The 22,104-nt window shown below is 56.5% G+C and carries 24 protein-coding genes and 1 pseudogene; 6 read left to right on the forward strand and 19 right to left on the reverse strand.

All coding sequences use genetic code 11. From position 1 onward, the window contains the following. Positions 1-123: 123 nt before the first annotated feature. Positions 124-303: pseudogene (locus SCU88_RS17785) on the forward strand (M20/M25/M40 family metallo-hydrolase); the annotation flags it as partial. A 37-nt stretch (positions 304-340) separates the two neighbouring features. Here the strand turns inward: SCU88_RS17785 and SCU88_RS17790 are convergent. The 5 genes from SCU88_RS17790 to SCU88_RS17810 all read right to left on the reverse strand — a co-directional run bounded on the left by SCU88_RS17790 (position 341) and on the right by SCU88_RS17810 (position 4,311). Further along, positions 341-1,294 (reverse strand): transketolase family protein, encoded by a 954-nt coding sequence (locus SCU88_RS17790; protein WP_175341210.1) that lies wholly within the window; start codon positions 1,292-1,294, stop codon positions 341-343. Next, entirely contained in the window at positions 1,287-2,120 is an 834-nt protein-coding gene (locus tag SCU88_RS17795) for a 1-deoxy-D-xylulose-5-phosphate synthase N-terminal domain-containing protein (protein WP_175341211.1), read from the reverse strand. Before SCU88_RS17795 ends, SCU88_RS17790 begins: the two co-directional genes overlap by 8 nt. Further along, a complete protein-coding gene (locus SCU88_RS17800; protein ID WP_175341212.1) occupies positions 2,117-3,496 on the reverse strand; it encodes a PTS ascorbate transporter subunit IIC in 1,380 nt (459 codons plus the stop codon). The genes SCU88_RS17795 and SCU88_RS17800 overlap by 4 nt, the downstream gene beginning before the upstream one ends. 22 nt (positions 3,497-3,518) lie before the next feature. Continuing rightward, positions 3,519-3,791, reverse strand: coding sequence for a PTS sugar transporter subunit IIB (locus SCU88_RS17805; protein ID WP_175341245.1), 273 nt, complete (start codon positions 3,789-3,791; stop codon positions 3,519-3,521). Between the two features lie 76 nt (positions 3,792-3,867). Further along, positions 3,868-4,311, reverse strand: coding sequence for a PTS sugar transporter subunit IIA (locus SCU88_RS17810; protein WP_138098617.1), 444 nt, complete (start codon positions 4,309-4,311; stop codon positions 3,868-3,870). Between the two features lie 255 nt (positions 4,312-4,566). Here SCU88_RS17810 and SCU88_RS17815 point away from each other — a divergent pair, with 255 nt between their 5' ends. Then, on the forward strand, positions 4,567-5,586 hold the full coding sequence (locus SCU88_RS17815) for a LacI family DNA-binding transcriptional regulator (RefSeq protein ID WP_138098619.1): 1,020 nt from the start codon (positions 4,567-4,569) through the stop codon (positions 5,584-5,586). 4 nt (positions 5,587-5,590) lie between these two features. Here the strand turns inward: SCU88_RS17815 and yfcD are convergent, their stop codons facing one another. The 5 genes from yfcD to SCU88_RS17840 form a co-directional block, all read right to left on the reverse strand. Continuing rightward, entirely contained in the window at positions 5,591-6,208 is a 618-nt protein-coding gene (gene yfcD / locus SCU88_RS17820) for an NUDIX hydrolase YfcD (protein WP_138098621.1), read from the reverse strand. Positions 6,209-6,281: 73 nt separating this feature from the next. Further along, entirely contained in the window at positions 6,282-6,833 is a 552-nt protein-coding gene (gene yfcE / locus SCU88_RS17825) for a phosphodiesterase (protein ID WP_175341213.1), read from the reverse strand. A gap of 59 nt (positions 6,834-6,892) precedes the next feature. After that, a complete protein-coding gene (yfcF, locus tag SCU88_RS17830; protein ID WP_138098625.1) occupies positions 6,893-7,540 on the reverse strand; it encodes a glutathione transferase in 648 nt (215 codons plus the stop codon). A 105-nt stretch (positions 7,541-7,645) separates the two neighbouring features. Next, entirely contained in the window at positions 7,646-8,125 is a 480-nt protein-coding gene (locus SCU88_RS17835; protein ID WP_138099302.1) for a DMT family transporter, read from the reverse strand. A gap of 2 nt (positions 8,126-8,127) precedes the next feature. Beyond that, positions 8,128-8,565 (reverse strand): DMT family transporter, encoded by a 438-nt coding sequence (locus SCU88_RS17840; protein WP_175341214.1) that lies wholly within the window; start codon positions 8,563-8,565, stop codon positions 8,128-8,130. A 112-nt stretch (positions 8,566-8,677) separates the two neighbouring features. Here SCU88_RS17840 and SCU88_RS17845 point away from each other — a divergent pair, with 112 nt between their 5' ends. Together SCU88_RS17845 and SCU88_RS17850 are read left to right on the forward strand one after the other, a co-directional pair. Continuing rightward, positions 8,678-9,643 carry a LysR substrate-binding domain-containing protein gene (locus SCU88_RS17845; protein WP_175341215.1) on the forward strand — a complete coding sequence of 322 codons (966 nt, stop codon included), beginning with the start codon at positions 8,678-8,680 and terminating at the stop codon, positions 9,641-9,643. Between the two features lie 95 nt (positions 9,644-9,738). Then, on the forward strand, positions 9,739-10,647 hold the full coding sequence (locus tag SCU88_RS17850; protein ID WP_138098631.1) for a TIGR01777 family oxidoreductase: 909 nt from the start codon (positions 9,739-9,741) through the stop codon (positions 10,645-10,647). Positions 10,648-10,650: 3 nt separating this feature from the next. Here the strand turns inward: SCU88_RS17850 and SCU88_RS17855 are convergent, their stop codons facing one another. Together SCU88_RS17855 and dalD are read right to left on the reverse strand one after the other, a co-directional pair. Next, on the reverse strand, positions 10,651-11,931 hold the full coding sequence (locus tag SCU88_RS17855; protein ID WP_175341216.1) for an RbtT/DalT/CsbX family MFS transporter: 1,281 nt from the start codon (positions 11,929-11,931) through the stop codon (positions 10,651-10,653). 65 nt (positions 11,932-11,996) lie between these two features. Beyond that, complete coding sequence (gene dalD / locus SCU88_RS17860) at positions 11,997-13,385, reverse strand: D-arabinitol 4-dehydrogenase (RefSeq protein ID WP_175341217.1); 1,389 nt, start codon at positions 13,383-13,385, stop codon at positions 11,997-11,999. Between the two features lie 203 nt (positions 13,386-13,588). Between dalD and SCU88_RS17865 the strand changes: the two genes are divergently transcribed. Both SCU88_RS17865 and SCU88_RS17870 read left to right on the forward strand, forming a co-directional pair. Then, positions 13,589-14,539 (forward strand): sugar-binding domain-containing protein, encoded by a 951-nt coding sequence (locus SCU88_RS17865; protein ID WP_175341218.1) that lies wholly within the window; start codon positions 13,589-13,591, stop codon positions 14,537-14,539. Between the two features lie 94 nt (positions 14,540-14,633). Then, positions 14,634-15,551, forward strand: a complete 918-nt coding sequence (locus SCU88_RS17870; RefSeq protein WP_175341219.1) for an Rpn family recombination-promoting nuclease/putative transposase — start codon at positions 14,634-14,636, stop codon at positions 15,549-15,551. Positions 15,552-15,587: 36 nt separating this feature from the next. Here SCU88_RS17870 and hisP read toward each other — a convergent pair whose 3' ends face one another. The 7 genes from hisP to purF form a co-directional block, all read right to left on the reverse strand. Beyond that, positions 15,588-16,361 (reverse strand): histidine ABC transporter ATP-binding protein HisP, encoded by a 774-nt coding sequence (hisP, locus tag SCU88_RS17875; protein ID WP_175341220.1) that lies wholly within the window; start codon positions 16,359-16,361, stop codon positions 15,588-15,590. Between the two features lie 8 nt (positions 16,362-16,369). Then, a complete protein-coding gene (locus SCU88_RS17880; RefSeq protein ID WP_138098641.1) occupies positions 16,370-17,086 on the reverse strand; it encodes an ABC transporter permease in 717 nt (238 codons plus the stop codon). After that, the gene (locus tag SCU88_RS17885) at positions 17,083-17,769 is read right to left on the reverse strand and encodes a histidine ABC transporter permease HisQ (RefSeq protein WP_175341221.1); all 687 of its coding nucleotides are present in this window, start codon (positions 17,767-17,769) and stop codon (positions 17,083-17,085) included. The genes SCU88_RS17880 and SCU88_RS17885 overlap by 4 nt, the downstream gene beginning before the upstream one ends. Before the next feature lie 67 nt (positions 17,770-17,836). Continuing rightward, positions 17,837-18,619: a histidine ABC transporter substrate-binding protein HisJ gene (gene hisJ / locus SCU88_RS17890; RefSeq protein WP_138099304.1), complete on the reverse strand. Its 783-nt coding sequence runs from the start codon at positions 18,617-18,619 to the stop codon at positions 17,837-17,839. Positions 18,620-18,813: 194 nt separating this feature from the next. Then, complete coding sequence (gene argT / locus SCU88_RS17895; protein WP_175341222.1) at positions 18,814-19,590, reverse strand: lysine/arginine/ornithine ABC transporter substrate-binding protein ArgT; 777 nt, start codon at positions 19,588-19,590, stop codon at positions 18,814-18,816. A 257-nt stretch (positions 19,591-19,847) separates the two neighbouring features. After that, the gene (locus SCU88_RS17900) at positions 19,848-20,429 is read right to left on the reverse strand and encodes a UbiX family flavin prenyltransferase (RefSeq protein WP_175341223.1); all 582 of its coding nucleotides are present in this window, start codon (positions 20,427-20,429) and stop codon (positions 19,848-19,850) included. Between the two features lie 142 nt (positions 20,430-20,571). Further along, positions 20,572-22,089, reverse strand: coding sequence for an amidophosphoribosyltransferase (gene purF / locus SCU88_RS17905; protein ID WP_138099305.1), 1,518 nt, complete (start codon positions 22,087-22,089; stop codon positions 20,572-20,574). Positions 22,090-22,104: the final 15 nt, after the last annotated feature.

The raw sequence follows: 22,104 nt of genomic DNA on the forward strand, positions 1-22,104 counted from the left end.
CCCACTCTCTGTCACATTTCCTGTTTCTGGCTTTTCCCTTCGACACCAAATATGACCTGAATCAGTTCACCTCAGTGGGCAACGGAAAAAAACTGTATCAAGCGGGTGCGGATGAAGGGGGGCATCCGCTGGCAATCGGTGGGCGACGGCAGCGACGCCAACCATACCGCAGCGCCGGGAATTCCGACGCTTGATGGCCTGGGCCCCATCGGCGCGGGTTTTCACAGCCCGGAGGAATATCTGGATATCGCCAGTATCGAACCGCGCATTCGCCTGCTGCGCCGGGTGATGGAGTTATTGTAATTGGTATGAACCTCCCCCGCCTGAGACGGGGGAGCTATTACAACAGCTCGTGCGCCGCCGCAACGATATCCCCGGCGGTAAGGCCATACTCCTGCTGAAGAAACGCCTGGGTGCCCACCTGACCATAGCGCCCATTAACCCCAACGCGCCGCATCGGCGTCGGGCAGGACTCTCCCAGCACTTCGGCAACGGCGGAGCCCAGGCCATTATGGATGCTGTGATTCTCGCAGGTTACGATGCGCCCCGTCTGACGTGCATATCTGACAATCAGCTGTCGATCGATAGGCTTAAGGGTGAACATATCGATAACTGCGGCGCTTATCCCCTGCTGTTCCAGTATGTGTGCCGCCTGGCGCGCTTCACCCACCATAATACCGTTGGCAATAAGCGTCACATCCTGGCCGTCGCGCAGCAGGTTACCTTTGCCGATAGTAAACCGGCTGCCGGGCTGATAGACGGTGGCGGCCTGTTTGCGAATAGTGCGCAGCCAGTAGAACCCCTCCATATCGATCAATTGTTCCAGGAGCCCGCGCAGCATAACCGCATCGGTGGCCTCCATTACCACGGCATGCGCCAGACCGCGCACAATCCCCATATCCTCAAACGACATATGGGTCCCGCCGTTATGACAGGCCGTCACCCCGGCATCGGAAGCTATCACCTTCACATTGTTACCCTGGTAATCCAGCGCCATAAATAGCTGGTCGAAGCAGCGACGGCTGGCAAAGGCGGTAAAGGTGTGAAAAAAGGGGCGCCGCCCGGTCAGGGCCAGACCTGCCGCCACACCAACGGCATTGGCCTCCATAATACCGCAGTTAATTACGTGCCTGGGATGGTCACGCTGCACGCTGTCCATCGCCATTGAACTCATCAGATCCGCCTCCAACGCGATAATGCCGCTTTGGGCCGCAATCTGCTCCGTGACAAACTGCGCATAGACGCTGCGCATCTCCACGCTATCTTTTCCGCCCGGGGCGGCAACCTTAATCATGGATAGCCTCCAGTTCTCTGACAGCCTGTTCCAGCGCTGCCCGCATTTTCGCATTGGGCCGTAAATGGTGTGAATTACTCAACGCCTCCAGACAGGGCACCCCCTGCCCTTTATGACTGTCCAGAATCACCAGCAATGGCCGTTGCTCCTCGCCGCGCGCGGGCTTCGCCGCCTGATGCAGTGCCGCAATATCGTCCCCCTTGATGGTCAGCACATCAAAACCGAAAGCGCGAAACTTTTCGGCCAGATCGAAAGGCTGGATAATTTCATCCAGGGTGCCGTCCAGTTGCTGCTTATTCCAGTCTACGAAGATCAGTAAATTATTCAGGCGGTGATGGGCGATAAACTGGAATGCCTCCCAGCACTGCCCCTCATTTAACTCACCGTCACCGACAATACAGAATACCCGGTTCGGGCGGCTGGCCAGCTTGTGGGAAAGCGCAATCCCTGCCGCGATAGAGATCCCCTGTCCCAACGAACCGGTGGTGGCGTCCACCCCCGGGGTTTTCAGCCTATCGGGGTGGCTCGGCAAACGGGTACCGTTCTGATTCAGTGTCGCCAGCGCCTCCATGGGAAAAAATCCCCCGAGCGCCAGAGTGCTATATAGCGCCGGGCCCGCATGACCTTTAGATAGCACGAAATAGTCGCGCTCCGGCCAGTCTGCTTTTGAGGGATCAATTCGCATCACATCGCCGTAGAGTACCGCCAGGGTCTCTACCACTGACATGCTGCCGCCATAATGACCAAACCCCAGATGATTCAGCATTTTCAATGTTTCAATACGGATAGCGCGCGCCAGGCGCGTCAGTTCACTTACCGACGTCATGATTTCACCCCTCCTTTTTCTTCGCCGTCGTGACGACGAACCGGCTTATTCCTCATCAATACCCCTGCGATAACCAGCAGTGCGAACACGACCACCACCACACCGGTAATCTGTATCGGCGACAGCCAGCGTGCCAGATTGCCCAGCACGATCCCCACAACCCCAAAATCGGCATCAGAGAAGGTGGTATTGGCGAATCCCAGCGCCCCCAGCACCGGCAGCAGCAGTACCGGCAAAAAGGTAATCAGCAGGCCGTTAGCAAAGGCCCCCAGCATCGCGCCGCGTCGTCCCCCCGTGGCATTGCCAAACACCCCGGCCGTTGCGCCGGTAAAAAAGTGTGGCACCACCCCGGGCAGGATCAGCACCAGTTTTAACTGGCCCAACAGGAATAGCCCCACCAGCCCGCCAAGAAAACTAAACAGGAAACCAATCAGTACCGCATTCGGGGCATAGGGATAGACCACCGGGCAGTCCAGCGCCGGTCGGGCATTGGGTACCAGCTTCTCTGAAAATCCGGTAAAGGCCGGAACAATTTCCGCCAGAATCAGCCGCACCCCCTGAAGGATGATGAATACTCCGGCAGCAAAGGTGATAGCCTGAATAATGGCGTAGACCAGGAAGTTTTGACCGGCGCTAAGTTCTCCTTCGACGTAGTCGCGTCCGGCGCATACTGCCAGAATCATGTAGATGACGATCATCGTCAGCGAGATAGAGATAGAGCTATCGCGCAGGAAGCTCAGGTTCTTTGGCAGGTTCATCTCTTCGGTCGAGCGCGATCCCCGACCGCACAGTCCCCCGATCCAGCCCGCCAGTACATAGCCCAGGGTTCCGAAATGACCAAAGGCGATATCATCATTGCCGGTAATACGCCGCATATAGCGCTGGGCCAGCGCCGGAAAGAAGGCCATCACCAGCCCTAACAGTAGCGAACCGGTAAAGACCAGAGCTCCCCCTTTAAACCCCGCCACCGTCAGAATCACGCTAATCATGCAGGCCATATAAAAGGTGTGATGGCCGGTCAGAAAAATAAATTTCAGCCGGGTAAAGCGCGCTACCACAATATTCGCCACCATCCCAAATGCCATGATCAGCGCCGTTGCCGCGCCATATTTTTCCAGCGCGATAGAGACTATCGCCTCATTATTAGGAATAATCCCTTGAATATTAAACGCATGTTCAAAGATTCCCCCCAAAGGATTAAGCGAACTGACCAGCACGGTAGCACCACCGCCCAACACGACAAAACCCAGAATCGTTTTGATGGTGCCTTTCACCACATCAGAAAATCCTTTTTTCTGCGCCAGCAGTCCAGTCAGGGCAATAATCCCCACCAGAATAGCAGGAACTTTTAATATATCGACGATGAAACTCAGCATAATTCCACCCGATGTTCAGAAGTTATTTTTGGGAAAAATAAGCACGCAGCCGGGTTTCCAGCTCATTAATATCGATAATGTTATCGATAACCACCAGTTTTTCTTCCGGAACGCTGGCGCTGGCGGCAATATCTTTCGCCATCACAAAAAGATCGGCCGCATCTATGGTGGCAGAGGCCAGATCGGCATGTTCCACGTCCGCTTCAATCTCCATTTTTTTAAGAATTTTTTTGATATTCATCTCGACCATAAAACTACTGCCGAGTCCCGATCCACACACCGCCATAATTTTCATCATCATTCACCTTTATTCAGGAGTAACAGAAGTGTATGCCGCGGATTACCACAGCAAATAAATAAAGAGCGGTTAATTAATATCTGGCGATAATCGCCATTATTTCTTCCCGACGGGTGGCCGCATGAAGTGCCGCTAAATCCGTTTCACTGGAAAAAAGTTCGGCCAGCGCAGCAAGCGCGTCAATATGGCTGTGGCGATCGGCGGCTGCCAGCAGAATAATCAAATCCACGGGCTCCTGTTCCACGCCGCCGAAGGTCACCCCCTGCTCCAGCTTTAATAACGCCAGCCCTGTGGCCAAAGCCCCCTGCTCCGGTCGGGCATGGGGCATTGCCAGTCCCGGCGCCAGCACAAAATACGGGCCCAGCTGGCGATACTGCTGCTGGATAGCCTCCAGATAGCCCGGCGTAATCACCCCCTGATCCAGCAATGGCCGGGCGCAGTACGCCAGTGCCTGCTGCCAGTCGTCCATTGACGTTGCCAGTTGAATGGTGGCGTCGTTCAGCCAGCGACTCAGCATCTTCAACCTCCGGTGCTACCCGTTTGGAATGAACAAACTTTATGCAAGGCATTCACCTCTTACTGTGATGAGCACCACAAAAGATAGCGCTACCATTTAGCGCACTCGCAATTTGTGATAGCGCTATCAGAAAGAGCGAATGCTGAGAAAAGGCAGAAAACCTCCCGGGTTACGACGTATACTTGCGGGAATTCCCAATCCGCAGCACGGAGCGGGAGCGCCAGATAACTCACAGGTTGTGAAGCAGGAATTAGCATGTCGATAACCAGAAAGAGACGTGGCACTGGCAAAGTGACGCTCGCAGATGTGGCCCAGCAGGCAGGCGTGGGCACCATGACCGTTTCACGCGCGCTGCGTACACCGGAACAGGTTTCAGAAAAGCTGAGAGAGAAGATTCAGGCCGTGGTACAGGAATTAGGGTATACCCCTAATCTGACGGCAAGCGCCCTCGCCTCTGCCTCTTCGCGCACCATCGCCATGATTGTGCCCGACCTGGCCGAATCGGGGTGTACCGAGATGTTCGCCGGATTACAGCAGGTACTGCAACCGGCCGGCTACCAGATCATGCTGGCTGAATCGCGCCATCGCCTGGAGCGGGAAGAAAAATTGCTGGAAACGCTGATGGCCTCTAATCTTGCCGCTGCAATTCTGCTAAGCGTAGAGCATAGCGAAACGGTAACAAACTGGCTGACCCAGGTGGAAATGCCAGTGTTGGAGATCGGCGCGACCTGTGACGATCCCATTGATATGAATATCGGCATCGATATTGTCACTGCCATGTTCGAACTGACTCAAATGCTGATAAAGCGCGGCTATCAGAATATCGGGCTGCTGTGCGCCCGCCAGGAACAGTGGATTTTTCAGCAGCACCTGCAGGGCTGGTATAAGGCAATGATGAAATACCACCTCGCTCCCGGGCGCGTCATCAATGCCGCAACGGCCCCGAATTTCTCAACCGGTGCCGCCCAGCTACCGGAGTTTCTGTTAGCCTGGCCAGAGCTGGACGCCCTGGTATGTGTCTCTGATGAACTGGCCTGCGGAGCCCTCTGGGAATGTCAAAGACGGCGCATCCGGGTACCGGACGATCTGGCGATTGTCGGATTCGGAGACAGCGATGCCAGCCGGGTATGCCAGCCTGCGCTGACCACCGTAGCGGTACCACATTATCGAATTGGGGAAGAAGCCGGACGCGCCTTGCTGGCGCGCCTTGGCGGGAAAGAGCCGGAAGACGGCACGCCGCTACTGCCAACGCTCCGTCTGCGGGAAAGCTGTTAACAGCTTATTCCGCCGGTTGTTCGCTGTCCGGTTTCTGGTCTGAGGCTGGTTCCGGGCTCTTTTCCTTTTCCGCTTTCACCGGCTTGTCGTCACGCTCTTTGCGCGACTCATTACCGGCATTGCGGCTCATCCACAGCGCCAGCGCCTTCAGGGAGTCAGGGGTAAATTCGTCGCAGCGGGCGGTAATCTCCTCCGGCGACATCCAGCATACCTCGCTGACCTCCTCTTCCTGCAGTGCAAAGGGGCCGTGAGATACGCAGCTAAACAACCCGCCCCAGACCCGGCAGTTTTCATCCTCAAAGTAGAACTGTCCATGCTCGGCAAAAGGCACCCCGGCAATCCCCAGCTCCTCTTCCGCCTCGCGTTTGGCGGAATCCAGCATCTGTTCGTCCGCCATCACCACGCCGCCCGCGGTAGCGTCCAGCATGCCGGGCAGGAAGTCTTTGGTTTCAGTACGGCGCTGCACCAGAATTTTGCCCATACCGTCGTGCACCACGATATAGGTCGCGCGATGGCGCAAACACTGCGCCCGCATCTGCTCGCGGCTGGACTGCGCGATCACTTCATTATCTTCGTTGACAATGTCAACCCATTCCGTGCCAGTTTGACTCTGCTCCACCATCGGGAAACCTTATTCTGTTCTGGGCGCTCTGACGGCGCGTTAATGGTCAGGCAATGCCTGGTCGTCAGTCAAATTACGGTGTTATATCCTGCTGCGCAATAAGCGCGTTATCTTCAAGGCTATAAACGCTCAGAAGTCCATCATCCAGCATTCCATAGCTGGCCGCAAAGCCCCCCTTTGGGATGCTGACCGAACCGGGATTGAAGAGAAAAATCTCGCCGCGGCGCTCCGCCATCGGGATATGGGTATGGCCGCTGACCAGCACATCACCTGCCGCCAGAGCGGGCAGCTTATCCGGATGATAAAGATGGCCGTGGGTCAGAAACAATCGCCCGTGCGGCAGTAAAACCTGCTGCCAGGGAGCGGTAATGGGAAAGTTCAGCAGCATCTGATCCACTTCGCTATCACAGTTGCCGCGTACCGCAATAATGCGCTCAGCCGCTTTGTTAAGGCGTTCCGCCACCCGGGCAGGCTGGTAACCTTCCGGCAGCGCGTTGCGCGGGCCGTGATTCAGCAAGTCTCCCAGCAGAATCAGCCACTGCGCGCCGCTGGCGGCAAAGCGTTCCAGCACTTTTTCAGTGGCCGACAGCGAACCGTGAATATCCGATGCGAACATCAGTTTCATTTCACTTATACCCGTGTAAATCAGACAGGAGGTAATGATAACGGATTTTTTAGCACGGTTCAGCCTGCGGCTGCCTTTGCCGATAGTGCGACAAAACGCTGCACAGAGGCGCGCTGCCACTGGAAGCCGGCATATTCCGCAAGGCGCGGCGGCACGGTATCGCCGTGCATCACCAGTCGGTTGAGCATCAGCGCTAAATCGCTGTCGGCAATACACCACTCACCAAACAAATTTTGCGATCCCTGGGCCAGTAGCGATTGCGCAAGACTGAACAGGCTGTTCACTTCACGCTGTACGCTTTCATCAAGGGGAGGACGCCGGGCAGCGGCGAAAATAACGTCGGTAGGACGCGCGGCCCGCAGCCCGACAAGGCCGCTGCGTATCCAGGCCTGGAGCTGCCGCGCCTGAGCCCGTTTTTCGCGATCGAACGGATAAAGCCGTTCCCAGGTGGGTGGCGCAAAACGCTCTTCCAGATATTCGTCAATCGCCGATGATTCGCTCAGGGCAAAACCGTCAATCTCCAGCAGTGGCACCCGTCGGGTCACGCCATAGCCTGGCCATGTCGGATTCAGGTTCGCCTGCTGTTCCAGATCGACGGTTTCCAGAGTAAAAGGCACCCCCTTTTCCATCAGGGAGACATAAACCGACATAACCCAGGGGCTAAAATACTGAGCATCGCTCCATAGCGTTATCACTGGCTGATTCATGGCATTCTCACGGCGATTATTGGAATCAATAATGTAGCCTGGTTCAGGCCGGATAAAAAAGCCCGGCCATCACAGAAGAATCAGCCAAATCCTGATGCCGTGTAACTACGACTGTTCTGCTTCCTGAATGACCTGCGTTTTCTCGTCCTGCTGGCTTTGCCAGATAAACCACAGCGCAATAGCGAGGCAGATCGCCGCCAGAACCCGGTTAGTGGAGAAAGGAATCGCGCTGTTGCCCAACCAGCCAAAGCTGTCGATGATAATCGACATACTAAGCTGCCCCAGAATCACCGCCACCGTCGCCAGGGCCGTTCCTATACGCTGTACGGCAAAGACCATGGTCAGCACGTAAACCAGGCCGAGCAGCGACCCCAGTAGCTGCCACTTGGGCACGTCCAGCAGCGTCACCGCATGGGGCGGCTCGAAAAAGATAACCAGAACCGCGCAGACCAGGGTGCCCACCAGAAAGGTCAGAAACGCAGTGCGGATAGCTCCCTGACTGGCGCCCAGACGGGCATTCACAGCAGCCTGGACGCTAAGAAAGGCGCCACCCGCCAGCGCAAGTAAAGTCATTATCACAATCATCATTAACGCCCTCCGGCAATCAGTACCAGCGCGGCAGCGACAAACGCCAGCGCGATCAGTTTTTTCCCGTTAACCGGGCGTCGTTCAGCGCCGAACCACCCAAAGTGGTCGATCAACAGACTTTTAGCGACCTGGCCCGCCAGCACGCCGGTCATTAACAGCGTGATGCCGATAATCGGCGTCGCCACGGTCAGAATAATGACGTAGAGCGGCCCCCAGATACCGCCGGTTAACTGCCAGCCCGGCGCCGACAGAAAAGAGACCGGATTACGCGGTCCCCAGAACAGCATCAACAGCCCTGCCAGCGCCGCCTCTATCCCGAACAGACTCAGACTGGCCCAGTAGTGACCCACTTTCTCACCAAGCGGGCCAAGTAGCCCGGCCTCTACGGAAAGCCCCATTCCGGCCAGAATGACCAAAAATACCGCCAGTAATTTCATTGTCAGTACACCTGATTTTATGAGATGACGCAGATGTTAGCCGGGAGCATCTATTCTAAAAACAGGATAAACTACACAACACCTTTGCAATTCCCGCATAAATGGAGTGACCATGAGCGTGGATATCCGCAGCATGCGACTGTTTGTCGCCGTACTGGAGATGGGGAATTTTTCCCAGGTTGCCCGGCGGGAGAACATGTCCCCCTCTTCCGTATCAAGGATCATTCAGCAACTGGAAAGCGAACTCGGCGCCCAGCTACTGTACCGCAATACCCGCGCCATCGTTGCAACAGAGATCGGGCGCCAGTACGGCCAGACCTTTCGCGCTATGCTGAGCGAGCTGGATGAAACCACCCGCCGGGTTCACGAACGGGAAGGCTCCCCTGGCGGTCTGGTGCGGATTAACGCCCCGGTAGTTTTCGGCCAGAAACATATCGCCCCCTGGCTGGGGGAGCTGTGGCGCGCCTGGCCAGATCTGAAGGTTGAGCTGGTTCAGACCGATGAGTTTATCGATCCGCTGGCCGATGCCGCCGATCTGCTGTTTCGTATTGGCCCGCTGGCAGACTCCGGCGCCCACGCCCGCATTGTCGACCGTTCGGAACTGCTGCTGGCGGCCAGCCCCGGCTACCTGGCGCGCCATGGTATACCCGAAACGCCCCGCAGCCTGATGAACCATAATTGTCTGGTCTACAAGGGCGCCATGGGGCTTCAACGCACTTTCTTCTCCCGCCCCGGTACTACGCCGCAGGTGATGACGCTGAGTGGTTCGCTGACCTCCAACAACGCTGAAACCCTGGTCAATGCGGCGCTTAGCGGCGCCGGTATTATCATGATGCCCGACTGGCAGATAGGCGAACTGCTACGCACCCGACAGCTGGCATTACTGTTGCCAGACTATACGGTTTCCACTCATCAGGAGCCGCCGCTGATCGCCATGCTGTATCCCCATACCCGTTACCTGTCGCTCAGCGTCCGGACGGTTATCGACTTTTTTATCGACCGTTTCGGCTCACCGCCCCGTTGGAAGTTACCTGGCGATAAACGCGAATGGTGCTGGCAGCCTGACCAAAAAATTTAGCTTTATAGTGTGATTTCAATTGATTACAAATACTTGTTATCTAATCAGGCTCTTCTATGATGGAAGGAGGAGCATGTTCCCGTTCAGGAGGGCTCATGAAAATTGTCATCACCGGCGGCACCGGACTGATCGGCCGTCATCTCGCGCCACGCCTGCTGAGCCTGGGCCATGAAATCACAGTGGTCACGCGCAACCCGGAGCGGGCGCGGAGTCTGCTCGATCCGCGCATCAGCCTGTGGAAAGGATTGTATGACCAGGCCTCGCTGGACGGTTTTGATGCTGTGATTAATCTGGCGGGAGAGCCTATTGCCGACCGGCGCTGGAACACGGCCCAGAAAGAGCGTCTGTGCCAGAGCCGCTGGCAGATAACCGAACAGCTGGTTGCGCTGTTTAAAGCCAGCGCCAGACCGCCCGCCATTCTGATTTCCGGCTCGGCAACCGGCTATTATGGCGATCTCGGGGAAGTGGTGGTGACCGAAGAGGAGCCGCCGCATAACGAGTTTACCCATAAACTCTGCGCCCGCTGGGAACAGATCGCCTGCCAGGCTCAGGGTGACCAGACCCGGGTCTGTCTGTTACGTACCGGCGTGGTGCTGGCCCCGAAGGGCGGTATTCTCGGTAAGCTGCTGCCGCTGTTTCGCATCGGGTTCGGCGGCCCCAGCGGCAGCGGGCGTCAATATCTGCCGTGGATCCATATTGATGATATGGTCAACGCCATTATCTGGCTGCTGGATAACGATTTACGTGGTCCCTTTAATATGGTCGCCCCCTACCCGGTCCGCAACGAGCAGTTTGCCCATGCGCTGGGCCATGCCCTGAAGCGGCCTGCTTTGGTTCGCGCCCCCGCGTTCGCCATCCGGGCGTTGATGGGAGAATCTTCAGTGCTGGTACTGGGCGGGCAGCGGGCATTACCCAAACGGCTGGAGGCATCGGGCTTTGGCTTTCGCTGGTACGATCTGGAGGAGGCGTTACAGGACGTGCTGGATCAGACCTCCTCCAGATAGCGATTACTCCTGGCGCGTCGGCTCAGCGGTCGGCGTGCGTTGCCGGACTCGCTTTGGTTGCGGCACCCGAATAATAAAGGTCAGAACCCCGGCAAACAGATAGAGTCCGGTGTAGGCCCACACCACGCCCACGATATCAAAGAATGGCAGTAGTGCCGAAGCAATGGCCGGCGCCACAAAGTTACTCAGCCCGGCAGAAAGGTTATAGATAGAAACTGCTGCCCCCTTGTGATTCGGCTCAAGAGTCGGGAACACTGCCGTCATCGGCACAAATGCCGCTACAAAGATGCCCAGCATCACCGCCGGTACCATCGCCATCCAGTAATTATGACTAAACCAGAGCGGCACGTAGTAGAACGCCAGGCTGGAGGCAGCCATGCCCAGACAGCCAAACCAGCGCACCTGACGAATCCAACCAATAACCTCTCCGGTGATCCCCCAGAAGATATTGGTAAAGATGGTTACAAAGAAAAAGACCGCCCAAATCTGCAGCCACTCCGAAATGGAAAAACCCAGCCGATCGACGAACAGTAGCGGCATAATCACCGCAAATCCGAACAGTGACAGGGTATTGATAATGCGGATCAGGCAGGCATAGAACACATCGCGGTTCACAAACAGAATGGTGACCGCCCGGGAGAGTTCGGTCATCTTATCGCGCAGCGGCAGATTCATTCGCGAGCGATCCACCTCCACGTTACGCAGACTGAAAAAGGCGAGGATCCCGCCGCAGGCCACCCAGGCGATGGCAAACCACAGGGTTCCGGTTTCCCCCATTCCGGGAATGATCAGACTGGGCAGATAGCTGCCCACGACGCCGATACCGACCGAATACATCGCCCAAAACCAGCCGGTGGCTGCCGCCAGCCGTTCCCGCGGCAGCACCTGAACCAGTAGCAACATAAATGAATAGATAAACAGCGGATAGGCCAGGCCGCGAATCCCATAGAACAGCAGCATCAGCGGGTAGTTGCGCATCCCCAGTCCCAGCGCCATAAACAGCGCATGCATGACGATCCACAGCACAAAACCGATCAGCATTGCCCGTTGCGGGGTAATGATTTCCGCCACCACGCCGGAAGCCCAGGCGGCCAGCGCCGCCGCCAGACCATATACCGTAAATACCATTGCCGACTGGGCGGGGCTAAAGCCCATATCGGTAATGTGTCGCGATAAAAAAGCCATTTCGAATCCGTCGCCGGACATGAAGATCGCGATAGCGATGAATCCCCACAGCAGTTTTGTCGGTAAGCCAAACCAGTATTCTTTAGATTGAGATTGCATAACAATCTTCCTTTTTTTTACCGGAAATAAAGGCCTCAGGCAGGTACAGAGGCCGCTCGTTACATTCAGCCAGAAACAGGCTGGTGCTGTTCGATCCAGGTTTCCAGCCGCGCGACGGTATGCGCCACCAACTTGTGGAATGTCCGATCCTGGGCCAGCTCGCCAAACAGGGCGGGATCCCGCAGGTAACTGCCCAGCGGATCGCTGCCGGTCAGGCGCTGGCGCAGCGCTTCCGGCTGTATCACGCCATCCTGATAAGTCCAGGGCAGCGCATCCTGGGCCCAGCGTTCAAGAAACAGGAAAAACAGCGCCGGTAGCACCGCGGTCGCCTCAGGGGTATGCCCGGCCCGCAGGCGTTCAATCAGGGTTGGTGTCACCATGCCAGGAATTTTCGACAAACCATCTGCCGCTACCCGCTGGTTGGTATCGCGGATCCACGGATTGGCGAAGCGCGCCAGCACCACGTCGCGGTAATCGGCTAAATCGAGCGGACTGGGCGTTAACGATGGGATCACATCGCGGGTAATATATTCCCGCGCCATCTGCTGTATCTGCGGCTGACGGGTACTCTCATCGATATAATCGTAGCCAACGAGCGTCCCTGCCCAGGCGATACAGCTGTGAGTGGCGTTCAGAATGCGAATTTTCGCCTCCTCCCAGGGCAGTACCGAATCCACCATCTCCACCCCAACCTTCTCCAGCGCGGGCCTTCCGGCGATAAAGTCATCTTCGATAACCCACTGGATAAAGGATTCACCCATCACTGCCGCCCCGTCGTCAAAGCCGGTGGCCTCTTTTACCCGCTGCGCTACGTCCGGCGTAGGACGCGGCGTGATGCGATCGACCATGGTATCCGGCGAGGTCGTGTTATCACGTACCCACTGCGCCAGCGGTTGCTCGCCCTTTTCCGCCAGGAAGGCGAGAAAACCGTGACGAAAGCGCCCGCCGTTATGGCGCAGGTTATCGCAGCTCAACAGCGTCACCGGTGCGCCACCCTGCGCCATACGTTGGTGGAGGATCCGGGTCAGCGCGCCATACAGCGTGCAGGCATCGCCGCGCAGATCGGCCTGAATATCGACCTGGGTAAGATCAAGCTCATGATCGGGTGTTAAGTAGTAACCGGCTTCGGTCACCGTGAAGGCAATAATGCGGGTCTCCGGCGCCGCTCCCTGCGCCACCAGCGCGCTCAGTTCGCTATCCCAGGGCAGAATGCGGCGGATGGAGGTAATGGTCTCCCATTCCCGCTCGCCGTCGGGCGTCACCGTCTCCAGCACGTATTTCCCCTGCTGGACTGCCAGCCGTTCCAGTAACGCCGCCGCATCGGAACGCACATTTCCCAGGGCGATACTCCACGCATCATCCCCCTGCTCCCTCAGTCTGTGCAGGTACCAGGCCTGATGCGCGCGATGGAAAGAGCCTGCGCCGATATGCATCCACACCGATTTCGTCGTCATAGTCGCTCCGGTTTTAAATATTTGCCAAATCAAAGAGCATTTGCCCTATTTTTAAAAAGTTGTTGAATAGTAGTTGCCGAATGGTGTTTTTTTCCGCGATCTACGCCTCATTTTGAACATTTGCTTTTTTAAAGGGCTTTTGCCCACTATGGAAAATAACGCTTCAGGGATAGAATGACGGCAGGACAGAATCGGACACGACGATGAATAAAGAAGAGAAAAAACAGGAACTCGCGGCACGCGCCGCCTGGATGTACTACGTTGCCGGTCTTACCCAGCAGGAGGTGGCTCAGGCGCTGGGTGTTTCACGCCAGGTGGCTCAGCGACTGGTCTCCTCGGCGCGCGAAATGGGGATTGTCAGCGTCAGTATTCGTCACCCGGTGAGTTACTGCCTGGATCTGGCCAGTGCGCTCCAGGAAAAATATGGCCTGACGCTGTGCCGGGTGGCTCCGTCAGGCGCGCTGATCGACGAACCGGCACTGCAGATTCTGGCAGTGGAAGGCGCAGAAGTGATGGCGCAGTTTATTGCCGATGAATCGCCCCAGACTTTTGGAATAGGCTCGGGAAAAACCCTGGGCGCCATTGTCGACGCCCTCCCCTGGCTGGAACGCCCCCAGCACCAGTGCGTCTCCATGATTGGGGCTATCGCCCGGGATGACTCCGGCACCCGCTACGATATGCCGCTCAAAATGGCGGAGAAAATGCAGGGCAAGTATTTCTTCATTCCGGCACCGCTCTATGCCGACAGCCCGGAAGATAAAACAATGTGGTGCCGCCACCAGGTCTGGCAGCGCGTGGCGGACCGCGCCCGAGCTGCCAGCATCACCTTCCTGGGTATTGGCGAAGTGGGGCCTGGCTGCCCCCTGAATACCGAAGGCTTTATTACCGATGAGCAGGTGCGCCAGCTAAATAACCGTGGCGTGGTGGGGGAAATGCTGGGGCATTTCTTTAACCACGATGGCGAACGCATCTATGGCGAAACCGACCAGTTACTGACCAGCGTTCCCCTGGAAAGCCAGACTTCACGGCCGATTATCGGCTTCGCCGGCGGGCAGCAGAAATATCAGGCGATTCGCGCTGCGCTGCGCGGCGCCTGGATCTCCGGGCTGGTGACTGACGAAGCGACGGCCCGCTGGCTGCTGGCGACGGAATAAACTATTTTCCCGAGGCGTCTCGGGGTTTCTATTTTAGCGGCTGGCGTCTTCTCTGGTCTGTGATAATTTCCGGACAATTAACAGGGAGGTCATCATGGGATCAGCCGCTGCAACAACCCCGCACGACGCCGTATTTCGCCAGTTATTGTCTCACCCTGACACGGCCCGTGATTTTATTGCGTTACACCTGCCGTGCTGGCTGCGTGATATTTGCGATCCATCAACGCTCAGACTGGTGTCCGGCAACTTTGTCGAACAGAGCCTGCGCCCGTTTTACAGCGATGTGCTCTGGCGCATGAAAACGGCGGACGGCAAAGGATATATTTATTTGCTGATCGAACACCAGAGTACGCCAGACAAGCTCATGGCGTTCCGGTTAATCCGTTATGCCATCGCCACCATGCAGCGCCATCTGGACGAAGGGCATCGCACATTACCCCTGGTGATTCCGGCGCTCTTCTACCAGGGGAAACTTCACTGCTGGCCCTGGTCGCTGCGCTGGTTCGATGCCTTCTGCGATCCGGTCGGGGCGCGCAGGCTGTACAACAGCCCGCTGCCCCTGGTGGATATTCAGGCACTTTCCGATGCGGAGATCCTCAGGCACCGGAGCCTGGCGGCGCTCACGCTGCTGCAAAAACATATCCGTCGCCGGGATCTGACGGCGTTAATGGATAAGCTGGCGCAGTTGCTGCAAGACAGTGAAACACCATCCCAGCACGTTGATGCCTTGATCAACTATCTGCTGCTGGCAGGGAAAGCCCGTGTGCCAGCCCGGTTACTGCGGCAACTGGCCACACGACTACCGAAAGAGAGGGAGCAAAGTATGCAAACCATTGCCCAATATCTGGAACGCAAAGGCCACCGCAAGGGGAAACGTCAGGGGGATAGAGAGGCCCGTCTGCACATTGCCCAAAAATTGCTGAGCACCGGAATGGCCCCCACAGAGATCGCCCAGATTACCGGTCTGGCGCTGGAAGAGCTGGCAAAACTGGGCGAAGCGCCCCGGCACTGAAAGCCGTCAGGCTCCTGACGGCTTCATAAGTCATGATTATTTCAGCGAGCCGGAGAGGAACTGCCGTAGCCGTGGACTCTGAGGATTATCGAACACCGCCTGCGGCGCTCCCTCTTCTTCAATTTTGCCCTGATGCAGGAAAATCACGTGGCTGGAAACGTGGCGGGCAAAGCCCATTTCGTGGGTCACCACTACCATGGTTTTCCCCTCTTCCGCCAACTGCTGCATAATACGTAGCACCTCGCCGACCAGTTCAGGATCCAGCGCCGAAGTCGGCTCATCGAACAACAATACTTCCGGCTCCATCGCCAGCGCCCGGGCAATAGAGACGCGCTGCTGCTGACCGCCTGACAGATGCGCCGGATACTTGGCCTGCTGGCGCTCATCGATGCCCACCTTAGCCAGATATTTCTGCGCCCGCTCCCGGGCTTCAGCCTTACTCAACCCCAGAACCTGAACCGGCGCTTCCATGACATTTTCCAGCACCGTCATATGGCTCCACAGATTAAAGTGCTGAAACACCATGGTCAGCCGGGTGCGCAGCAAACGTAGCTGATTTTTATCCGCCACTTTCAGTTGACCGTCCCGGTCACGCACCAGATTAATCTCCTGGTTATCGACCACAATACTGCCTTCGCTCGGTTTTTCCAGAAAGTTAATGCAGCGCAGGAAAGTGCTCTTGCCAGAGCCGGAAGAGCCGATAATCGAAATCACATCACCCGCCCGAGCCTGTAGCGACACGCCTTTCAGTACTTCGTGTTCGCCGTAGCGCTTGTGCAGATCGGTTACCTTTAATTGATAGTCAGACATGGTCGTACTCAGTGCGCAGAGGCAGGTTTAGTGTGCCGCAGCCAGCGTTTTTCCGCCCGGCGGAACAGGCTAATCAGCACATAAGAGATAATCAGATACAGCACGGCTGCGATCCCGAAAGCGGTAAAGGGCTGATAGGTCGCCGAATTGATGTCGCGGGCGATTTTCAGCAGATCCGGTACCGTGGCAGTAAAGGCCAGCGCCGTGGAGTGCAACATCAGGATCACTTCATTGCTGTAAGCAGGCAGCGCGATACGCAGCGCCGACGGCAGAATAATACAGCGATACATCTTAAAACGCGAAAAGCCATAGGCTCGCGCCGCCTCGATCTCGCCATGAGGCACCGAACGAATGGCACCGGCAAAGATTTCGGTCGTATAGGCGCAGGTGTTCAGGGTAAAGGCCAACAGCGCACAGTTCAGGCCGCTGCGGAAAAAGGCGCTCAGCATCTCGCTGCCCTTGACCACCTCCAGGGTGTACATTCCGGAATAGAACACCAGCAGTTGCACGTAAAGCGGCGTACCGCGAAAAATATAAGTAAACAGCCAGACCGGCAGCGACAGAAACTTATTCGATGATACCCGGCACACCGCCAGCAACAGCGCCAGCATGCCTCCCAGCACCACCGAGAGAATCAGCAGCCACAGAGTGATCGCCACGCCGGTAAAGCGGTAGCCGTCGGTCCAGAGCAGCGACTTCCAGTACTCCTGCACAATATCAATCACAGTTCAGCCCTCCTGACGCCTGCCGAGTAACGACGCTCAAGCAGCCAGAGCACGCCGTTAGAGACCGTCGTGAACACCAGATAGATAATGCCGCAGACAATGGCAAACCAGAACGGCTGCCAGGTTCCCTTACCCGCCAGTTGGGTGGCTTTTACCACATCCTCCAGCCCCAGCAGCGACACCAGCGCCGTGGCCTTCAGAATCACCTGCCAGTTATTGCCAATTCCAGGCAGCGCATAGCGCATCATGGCAGGGAACAGAATACGCCGGAAGGTTTGCGCACTACTCATACCGAACGCGGTGGCGGCCTCGATATGTCCACTGGGGACCGCCATATAAGCGCCGCGAAAGGTTTCGGTAAAATACGCGCCGTAGATAAAACCCAGCGTCACGATCCCCGCCGCCAGCGGATCGATATCGATCTGGGAGAAACCCATCGCTTCGGTTACGCCGTTCAGCGCCATCTGTAGACCGTAGAAGATCAACAACATCAACACCAGATCCGGCACGCCGCGGATCAGGGTCGTATAGCCGCCGAACAGCCAGGCCAGTGGGCGATTGCGCGACAGCTTCGCCGAAGCGCCTGCCAGGCCAATCAGCACCGCCAGCACCAGGGCACTGAGCGCCAGCTCCAGGGTCACCAGCGCGCCGTTAAGAATGACTTGTGAATAACCGTACAGCATCTGTCCGTCTCATGATGAAGCGTTTGCAACGACAGGCGCCCGCAGACGCCATGTCAGACGGTAACGATCAGTCACCATACACATTAAAATCAAAGTACTTCTTTGCCAGCTTCTGGTAAGTACCATCGGCACGCATTTCGGCAAAGGCATGGTTCAGGGCTTCGCGCAGCTCGTCGTCCCCTTTACGCAGCCCCATACCGGTACCTACACCGAACAGCTTCTCGTCTTTGATCGCCGGACCGCCAAACTGATAATCCTTACCCACCGGCTGCTTCAGGAAACCTTCGCTGGCGGCAACTTCGTCCTGAAACGCGGCGTCGATACGCCCGGCCGTCAGGTCGGCATAGATATTGTCCTGCCCCTGATAGGAGACAATCTCGATCCCCTTAGCCGCCCAGTGGACGTTGCCATAGGTCTCCTGAGTGGTGCCCTGCAGCACACCCACACGCTTACCTTTCAGGCTTTCCAGGGTCGGCTGAATCGTGGAGCCCTTTGCCACCACCAGACGGGAGTCGGCAGCGTAGAGTTTATCCGTGAAATCGATCTCCTGCTGGCGCTTTTCGGTGATCGATAGCGACGACATAATGGTGTCGATTTTCTTCGCTTTCAGCATCGGGATCAGCGCGTCGAGCGGGCTTTCCACGAAGGTACATTGCGTCTTAATGCGGTTACACAGCTCCTTCGCCAGATCGATGTCAAAACCGACCAGCTCACCGCTGGGGCTCTTCGATTCGAAGGGGGCATAAGTGGGATCGGTACCGATGCGTAGTTTTTGGGGAACGGCAGCCAGGGCGCCGGAAACGCTGGAAAATGCCAGCACCAGAGAGAGAGACAAAGCCAACTTTTTCATCATTATCCTCAGCTGAGCGATCTTTATTATCAAAGCCGTAAAAACAACAGGCGTACCGGCTATCCTGCCATTTTTCCATGACAGAGGCCAAAGCTTTCCGCCTTAATTACCCATTTTTATCTGCCGCGGGTGACTAACTATGCATCCACGCACCACTCTGGTGCGCATCTGGCACCAGAGTGGTGCATAGCATTTCAGTCACCGTAAACGTTAAAATCGAAGTATTTTTTCGCCATCCTGTCGTAAGTGCCATCTTTACGTATCTCTGCCAGCGCCTTATCCATTGCCGCTTTCAGCTCGCTATCTTCCTTACGCAGCCCCACCCCGGTTCCGTCACCAAAGAAGGCTTTGTCCTTCACCGCGGGTCCCGCGAAAGCAAACTCTTTTCCGGCAGGCTGTTTCAGGAAGCCTTCGCTGGCCGCAACCTCATCCTGGAAGGCGGCATCCAGACGCCCGGCAGCCAGATCCGAATAGATCAGATCCTGATTCTGATAGGCCACCACATCCACGCCCGCCGTGCGCCAGTGGGCGTTGGCATATCCCTCCTGAGTGGAGCCCTGCAGGACCCCGACATGTTTACCCTTCAACGAATCCAGGGTGGGTGTAATGGGCGAACCCATAGCGGCAATAAGCCGGGAATCCGCGGCATAAAGTTTATCGGAGAAGGCAATCTCCTTCTGACGCTTTTCGGTAATTGACAGCGACGAGATAATCGCGTCTATCTTCTTTGCCTTGAGTGAAGGGATCAGGGCATCGAAGTCGCTGGGTACCCAGTTGCACTTTACCGCCATCCGTTTGCACATTTCATTCCCCAGGTCGATATCAAAACCGACCACCTGTCCCTGGGTATTGAGTGATGAGAATGGCGCATAGGTGGCATCGGTCCCGATACGAATAGTCTGCGGAAGTGCCGCGAACGCGCTGCTGGTAAGGCCAAAGAGCAGAGTGAGTGCAAGAGCCTGCTTTTTCATTGGAGATTCCTCTGTACGGGGAAATTTTATTATCAGATGTTGTGTTGCATAGCCGGGACTACCACAAACTATTTGCACGTCTTATGCCAGTCTGGCAGACAGTAAATGTTAATAAAAAGTTACCGACAGGCAAAAGATAGCAGCTTCAGAACAGCGACAGCAGAAAAACGGATTGCAGAGAGGAAATAATTTGTCAGGATATGATCGCGATTACAGATTTGCCCCATCCTGGGGCAAGGCGTTGCAGATTTCCCTTATCAGCGCACCTTTGCGGTGCCCTGCCAGCGGTTAAAGAGATCCTGCGGCAGTTCGATATTGAACTGATCCAGTACCCGGTTGACGGTCTGATCGATCAGATCTTCCAGGCTTTGCGGACGATGATAAAAAGCCGGCATCGGCGGCATAATCAGCGCCCCCATTTCCGCCGCCCGGGTCATCAGGTGCAGGTGCCCCAGATGCAGCGGCGTTTCCCGTACGCACAGCACCAGCTGGCGTCGCTCCTTGAGCACCACATCAGCGCTGCGGGTCAACAAACCGTCGGTATAGCTGTTTACGATGCCAGACAGCGTTTTAATGGAGCAGGGAAGAATAACCATACCGTGGGTCCGGAACGAACCGGAAGAGATACTGGCGCCAATATCACGCGGGTCGTGAACCACATCAGCCAGCGCATGGACATCACGCAATTGAAGGTCTGTTTCCAGCGCCAGGGTCTGGCGGGCAGCCTGGCTCATCACCAGGTGAGTTTCGATATCCGGCAGCGGCTGTAGCACCTCCAGCAGTCGTACGCCGTAAATCGCGCCACTGGCGCCGGATATACCTACAATCAGTCGCTTCATGCTTGCGCCCATCTCATATCAAAGGTGCGGCAACTGTGCCGGATTATGGCGCATGATGCAAGACGGCTCCCTTCCGGGAGCCGTGAGACTGATGACAAACCTGGGCCGAACGCGTTCGGCCAGATCCGGGGGCCGTCACTGGTCAGCCTTCGTTATGCATCTCCAGGCTTTCGACCTCGTTCTGAAGCTGCATTGCCTTCACGTCGTCGTTACGCAGTGAGTCAAGGAACTCCAGATACTTCAGATCCACATCCTTCGTCACATAGACTCCGTTAAATACCGAACATTCGAACTGCTCAATATCGGGATTCTCGGCGCGTACCGCTTCAATGAGATCTTCCAGCCCCTGGAAGATCAGACCATCGGCGCCAATAATCTGGCGAATCTCTTCCACTTCCCGTCCGTGAGCGATCAGCTCATTGGCGGAAGGCATATCGATGCCATAAACGTTAGGGAAACGAATCTCCGGCGCCGCAGAGGCCAGATATACCTTTTTCGCCCCGGCTTCGCGCGCCATCTCGATAATCTGCTCCGAGGTGGTGCCGCGTACGATGGAATCATCCACCAGCAGCACGTTCTTGTCACGGAACTCAGCGCGGTTGGCATTGAGCTTACGACGCACCGACTTACGGCGCTGCTGCTGGCCAGGCATGATAAAGGTGCGACCGACATAGCGGTTTTTCACAAAGCCCTGGCGATAGGGTTTATTGAGGATCCGCGCAATCTCCAGCGCGATATCGCAGGAGGTTTCCGGAATCGGGATCACCACATCAATATCCAGATCTTCCCACTCGCGGGCGATCTTCTCACCCAGCTTGCGCCCCATACCCACCCGCGCACTGTAGACGGAGATTTTGTCCAGGAAGGAGTCCGGCCGTGCAAAGTAGACATACTCGAACAGACAGGGCGTGGTGGTGGGATTTTCTGCGCATTGACGGGTATAGAGCTGCCCTTTCTCGGTGATGTAGACAGCCTCGCCAGAGGCCACATCACGCAGAAACTCAAAGCCCAGGGTATCCAGCGCCACGCTTTCGGAGGCCACCATATACTCGGTACGGCCATCGCCCACATCGCGCTTGCCCAGCACCAGCGGGCGGATACCGTTAGGATCGCGAAAGGCCACCATGCCGTGACCAATAATCATCGCCACACAGGCGTAAGCGCCGCGAATCTGCTGATTAGTGGCGGCTACGGCCGCGAAGATGTTGTCCGGATCCAGCGGGTAGTGGCGGAAGTTATCCAGCTCGCTGGCAAAGATATTGAGCAGGATTTCAGAATCGGAGGTGGTATTGATATGGCGACGCTTCTCTTCAAACAGCATCTTACGCAGCTCGTGGGCGTTGGTCAGATTGCCGTTGTGCGCCAGCGTAATCCCGTACGGAGAGTTAACGTAGAAAGGCTGGGCTTCAGAGGCGCTGGAGCTGCCGGCGGTGGGATAACGGACGTGGCCGATTCCCATGTTCCCCTGCAGCCGCTGCATATGGCGGGCTTCAAACACATCATTCACCAGACCGTTGGCCTTACGCAGGCGAAAACAGTTGTTCGCATCGATGGTGATGATGCCTGCGGCATCCTGCCCGCGGTGCTGAAGCACCGTTAACGCGTCATAGATCGACTGGTTTACCGGCATTACACCGGCGATACCGACAATACCGCACATGTTGTCATTCCTCAT

Source organism: Jejuibacter sp. L23, from assembly GCF_050815825.1.
In the GTDB taxonomy this organism is placed as follows: Bacteria; Pseudomonadota; Gammaproteobacteria; order Enterobacterales; family Enterobacteriaceae; genus Jejubacter; species Jejubacter calystegiae.

Coding starts and splice junctions, on each gene's coding strand:
- yfcD (WP_138098621.1), bottom strand. CDS start 6,208: ATGGTGGAGCAGAGTCAAACTGGCACGGAATGGGTTGACATTGTCAAC.
- SCU88_RS17865 (WP_175341218.1), top strand. CDS start 13,589: ATGAATAAAGAAGAGAAAAAACAGGAACTCGCGGCACGCGCCGCCTGG.
- SCU88_RS17855 (WP_175341216.1), bottom strand. CDS start 11,931: ATGCAATCTCAATCTAAAGAATACTGGTTTGGCTTACCGACAAAACTG.
- SCU88_RS17835 (WP_138099302.1), bottom strand. CDS start 8,125: ATGATTGTGATAATGACTTTACTTGCGCTGGCGGGTGGCGCCTTTCTT.
- SCU88_RS17850 (WP_138098631.1), top strand. CDS start 9,739: ATGAAAATTGTCATCACCGGCGGCACCGGACTGATCGGCCGTCATCTC.
- SCU88_RS17900 (WP_175341223.1), bottom strand. CDS start 20,429: ATGAAGCGACTGATTGTAGGTATATCCGGCGCCAGTGGCGCGATTTAC.
- yfcF (WP_138098625.1), bottom strand. CDS start 7,540: ATGAATCAGCCAGTGATAACGCTATGGAGCGATGCTCAGTATTTTAGC.
- SCU88_RS17885 (WP_175341221.1), bottom strand. CDS start 17,769: ATGCTGTACGGTTATTCACAAGTCATTCTTAACGGCGCGCTGGTGACC.
- yfcE (WP_175341213.1), bottom strand. CDS start 6,833: ATGAAACTGATGTTCGCATCGGATATTCACGGTTCGCTGTCGGCCACT.
- SCU88_RS17805 (WP_175341245.1), bottom strand. CDS start 3,791: ATGAAAATTATGGCGGTGTGTGGATCGGGACTCGGCAGTAGTTTTATG.
- dalD (WP_175341217.1), bottom strand. CDS start 13,385: ATGACGACGAAATCGGTGTGGATGCATATCGGCGCAGGCTCTTTCCAT.
- SCU88_RS17815 (WP_138098619.1), top strand. CDS start 4,567: ATGTCGATAACCAGAAAGAGACGTGGCACTGGCAAAGTGACGCTCGCA.
- SCU88_RS17810 (WP_138098617.1), bottom strand. CDS start 4,311: ATGCTGAGTCGCTGGCTGAACGACGCCACCATTCAACTGGCAACGTCA.
- SCU88_RS17790 (WP_175341210.1), bottom strand. CDS start 1,294: ATGATTAAGGTTGCCGCCCCGGGCGGAAAAGATAGCGTGGAGATGCGC.
- argT (WP_175341222.1), bottom strand. CDS start 19,590: ATGAAAAAGCAGGCTCTTGCACTCACTCTGCTCTTTGGCCTTACCAGC.
- SCU88_RS17800 (WP_175341212.1), bottom strand. CDS start 3,496: ATGCTGAGTTTCATCGTCGATATATTAAAAGTTCCTGCTATTCTGGTG.
- SCU88_RS17840 (WP_175341214.1), bottom strand. CDS start 8,565: ATGAAATTACTGGCGGTATTTTTGGTCATTCTGGCCGGAATGGGGCTT.
- purF (WP_138099305.1), bottom strand. CDS start 22,089: ATGTGCGGTATTGTCGGTATCGCCGGTGTAATGCCGGTAAACCAGTCG.
- SCU88_RS17870 (WP_175341219.1), top strand. CDS start 14,634: ATGGGATCAGCCGCTGCAACAACCCCGCACGACGCCGTATTTCGCCAG.
- hisJ (WP_138099304.1), bottom strand. CDS start 18,619: ATGAAAAAGTTGGCTTTGTCTCTCTCTCTGGTGCTGGCATTTTCCAGC.
- SCU88_RS17845 (WP_175341215.1), top strand. CDS start 8,678: ATGAGCGTGGATATCCGCAGCATGCGACTGTTTGTCGCCGTACTGGAG.
- hisP (WP_175341220.1), bottom strand. CDS start 16,361: ATGTCTGACTATCAATTAAAGGTAACCGATCTGCACAAGCGCTACGGC.
- SCU88_RS17795 (WP_175341211.1), bottom strand. CDS start 2,120: ATGACGTCGGTAAGTGAACTGACGCGCCTGGCGCGCGCTATCCGTATT.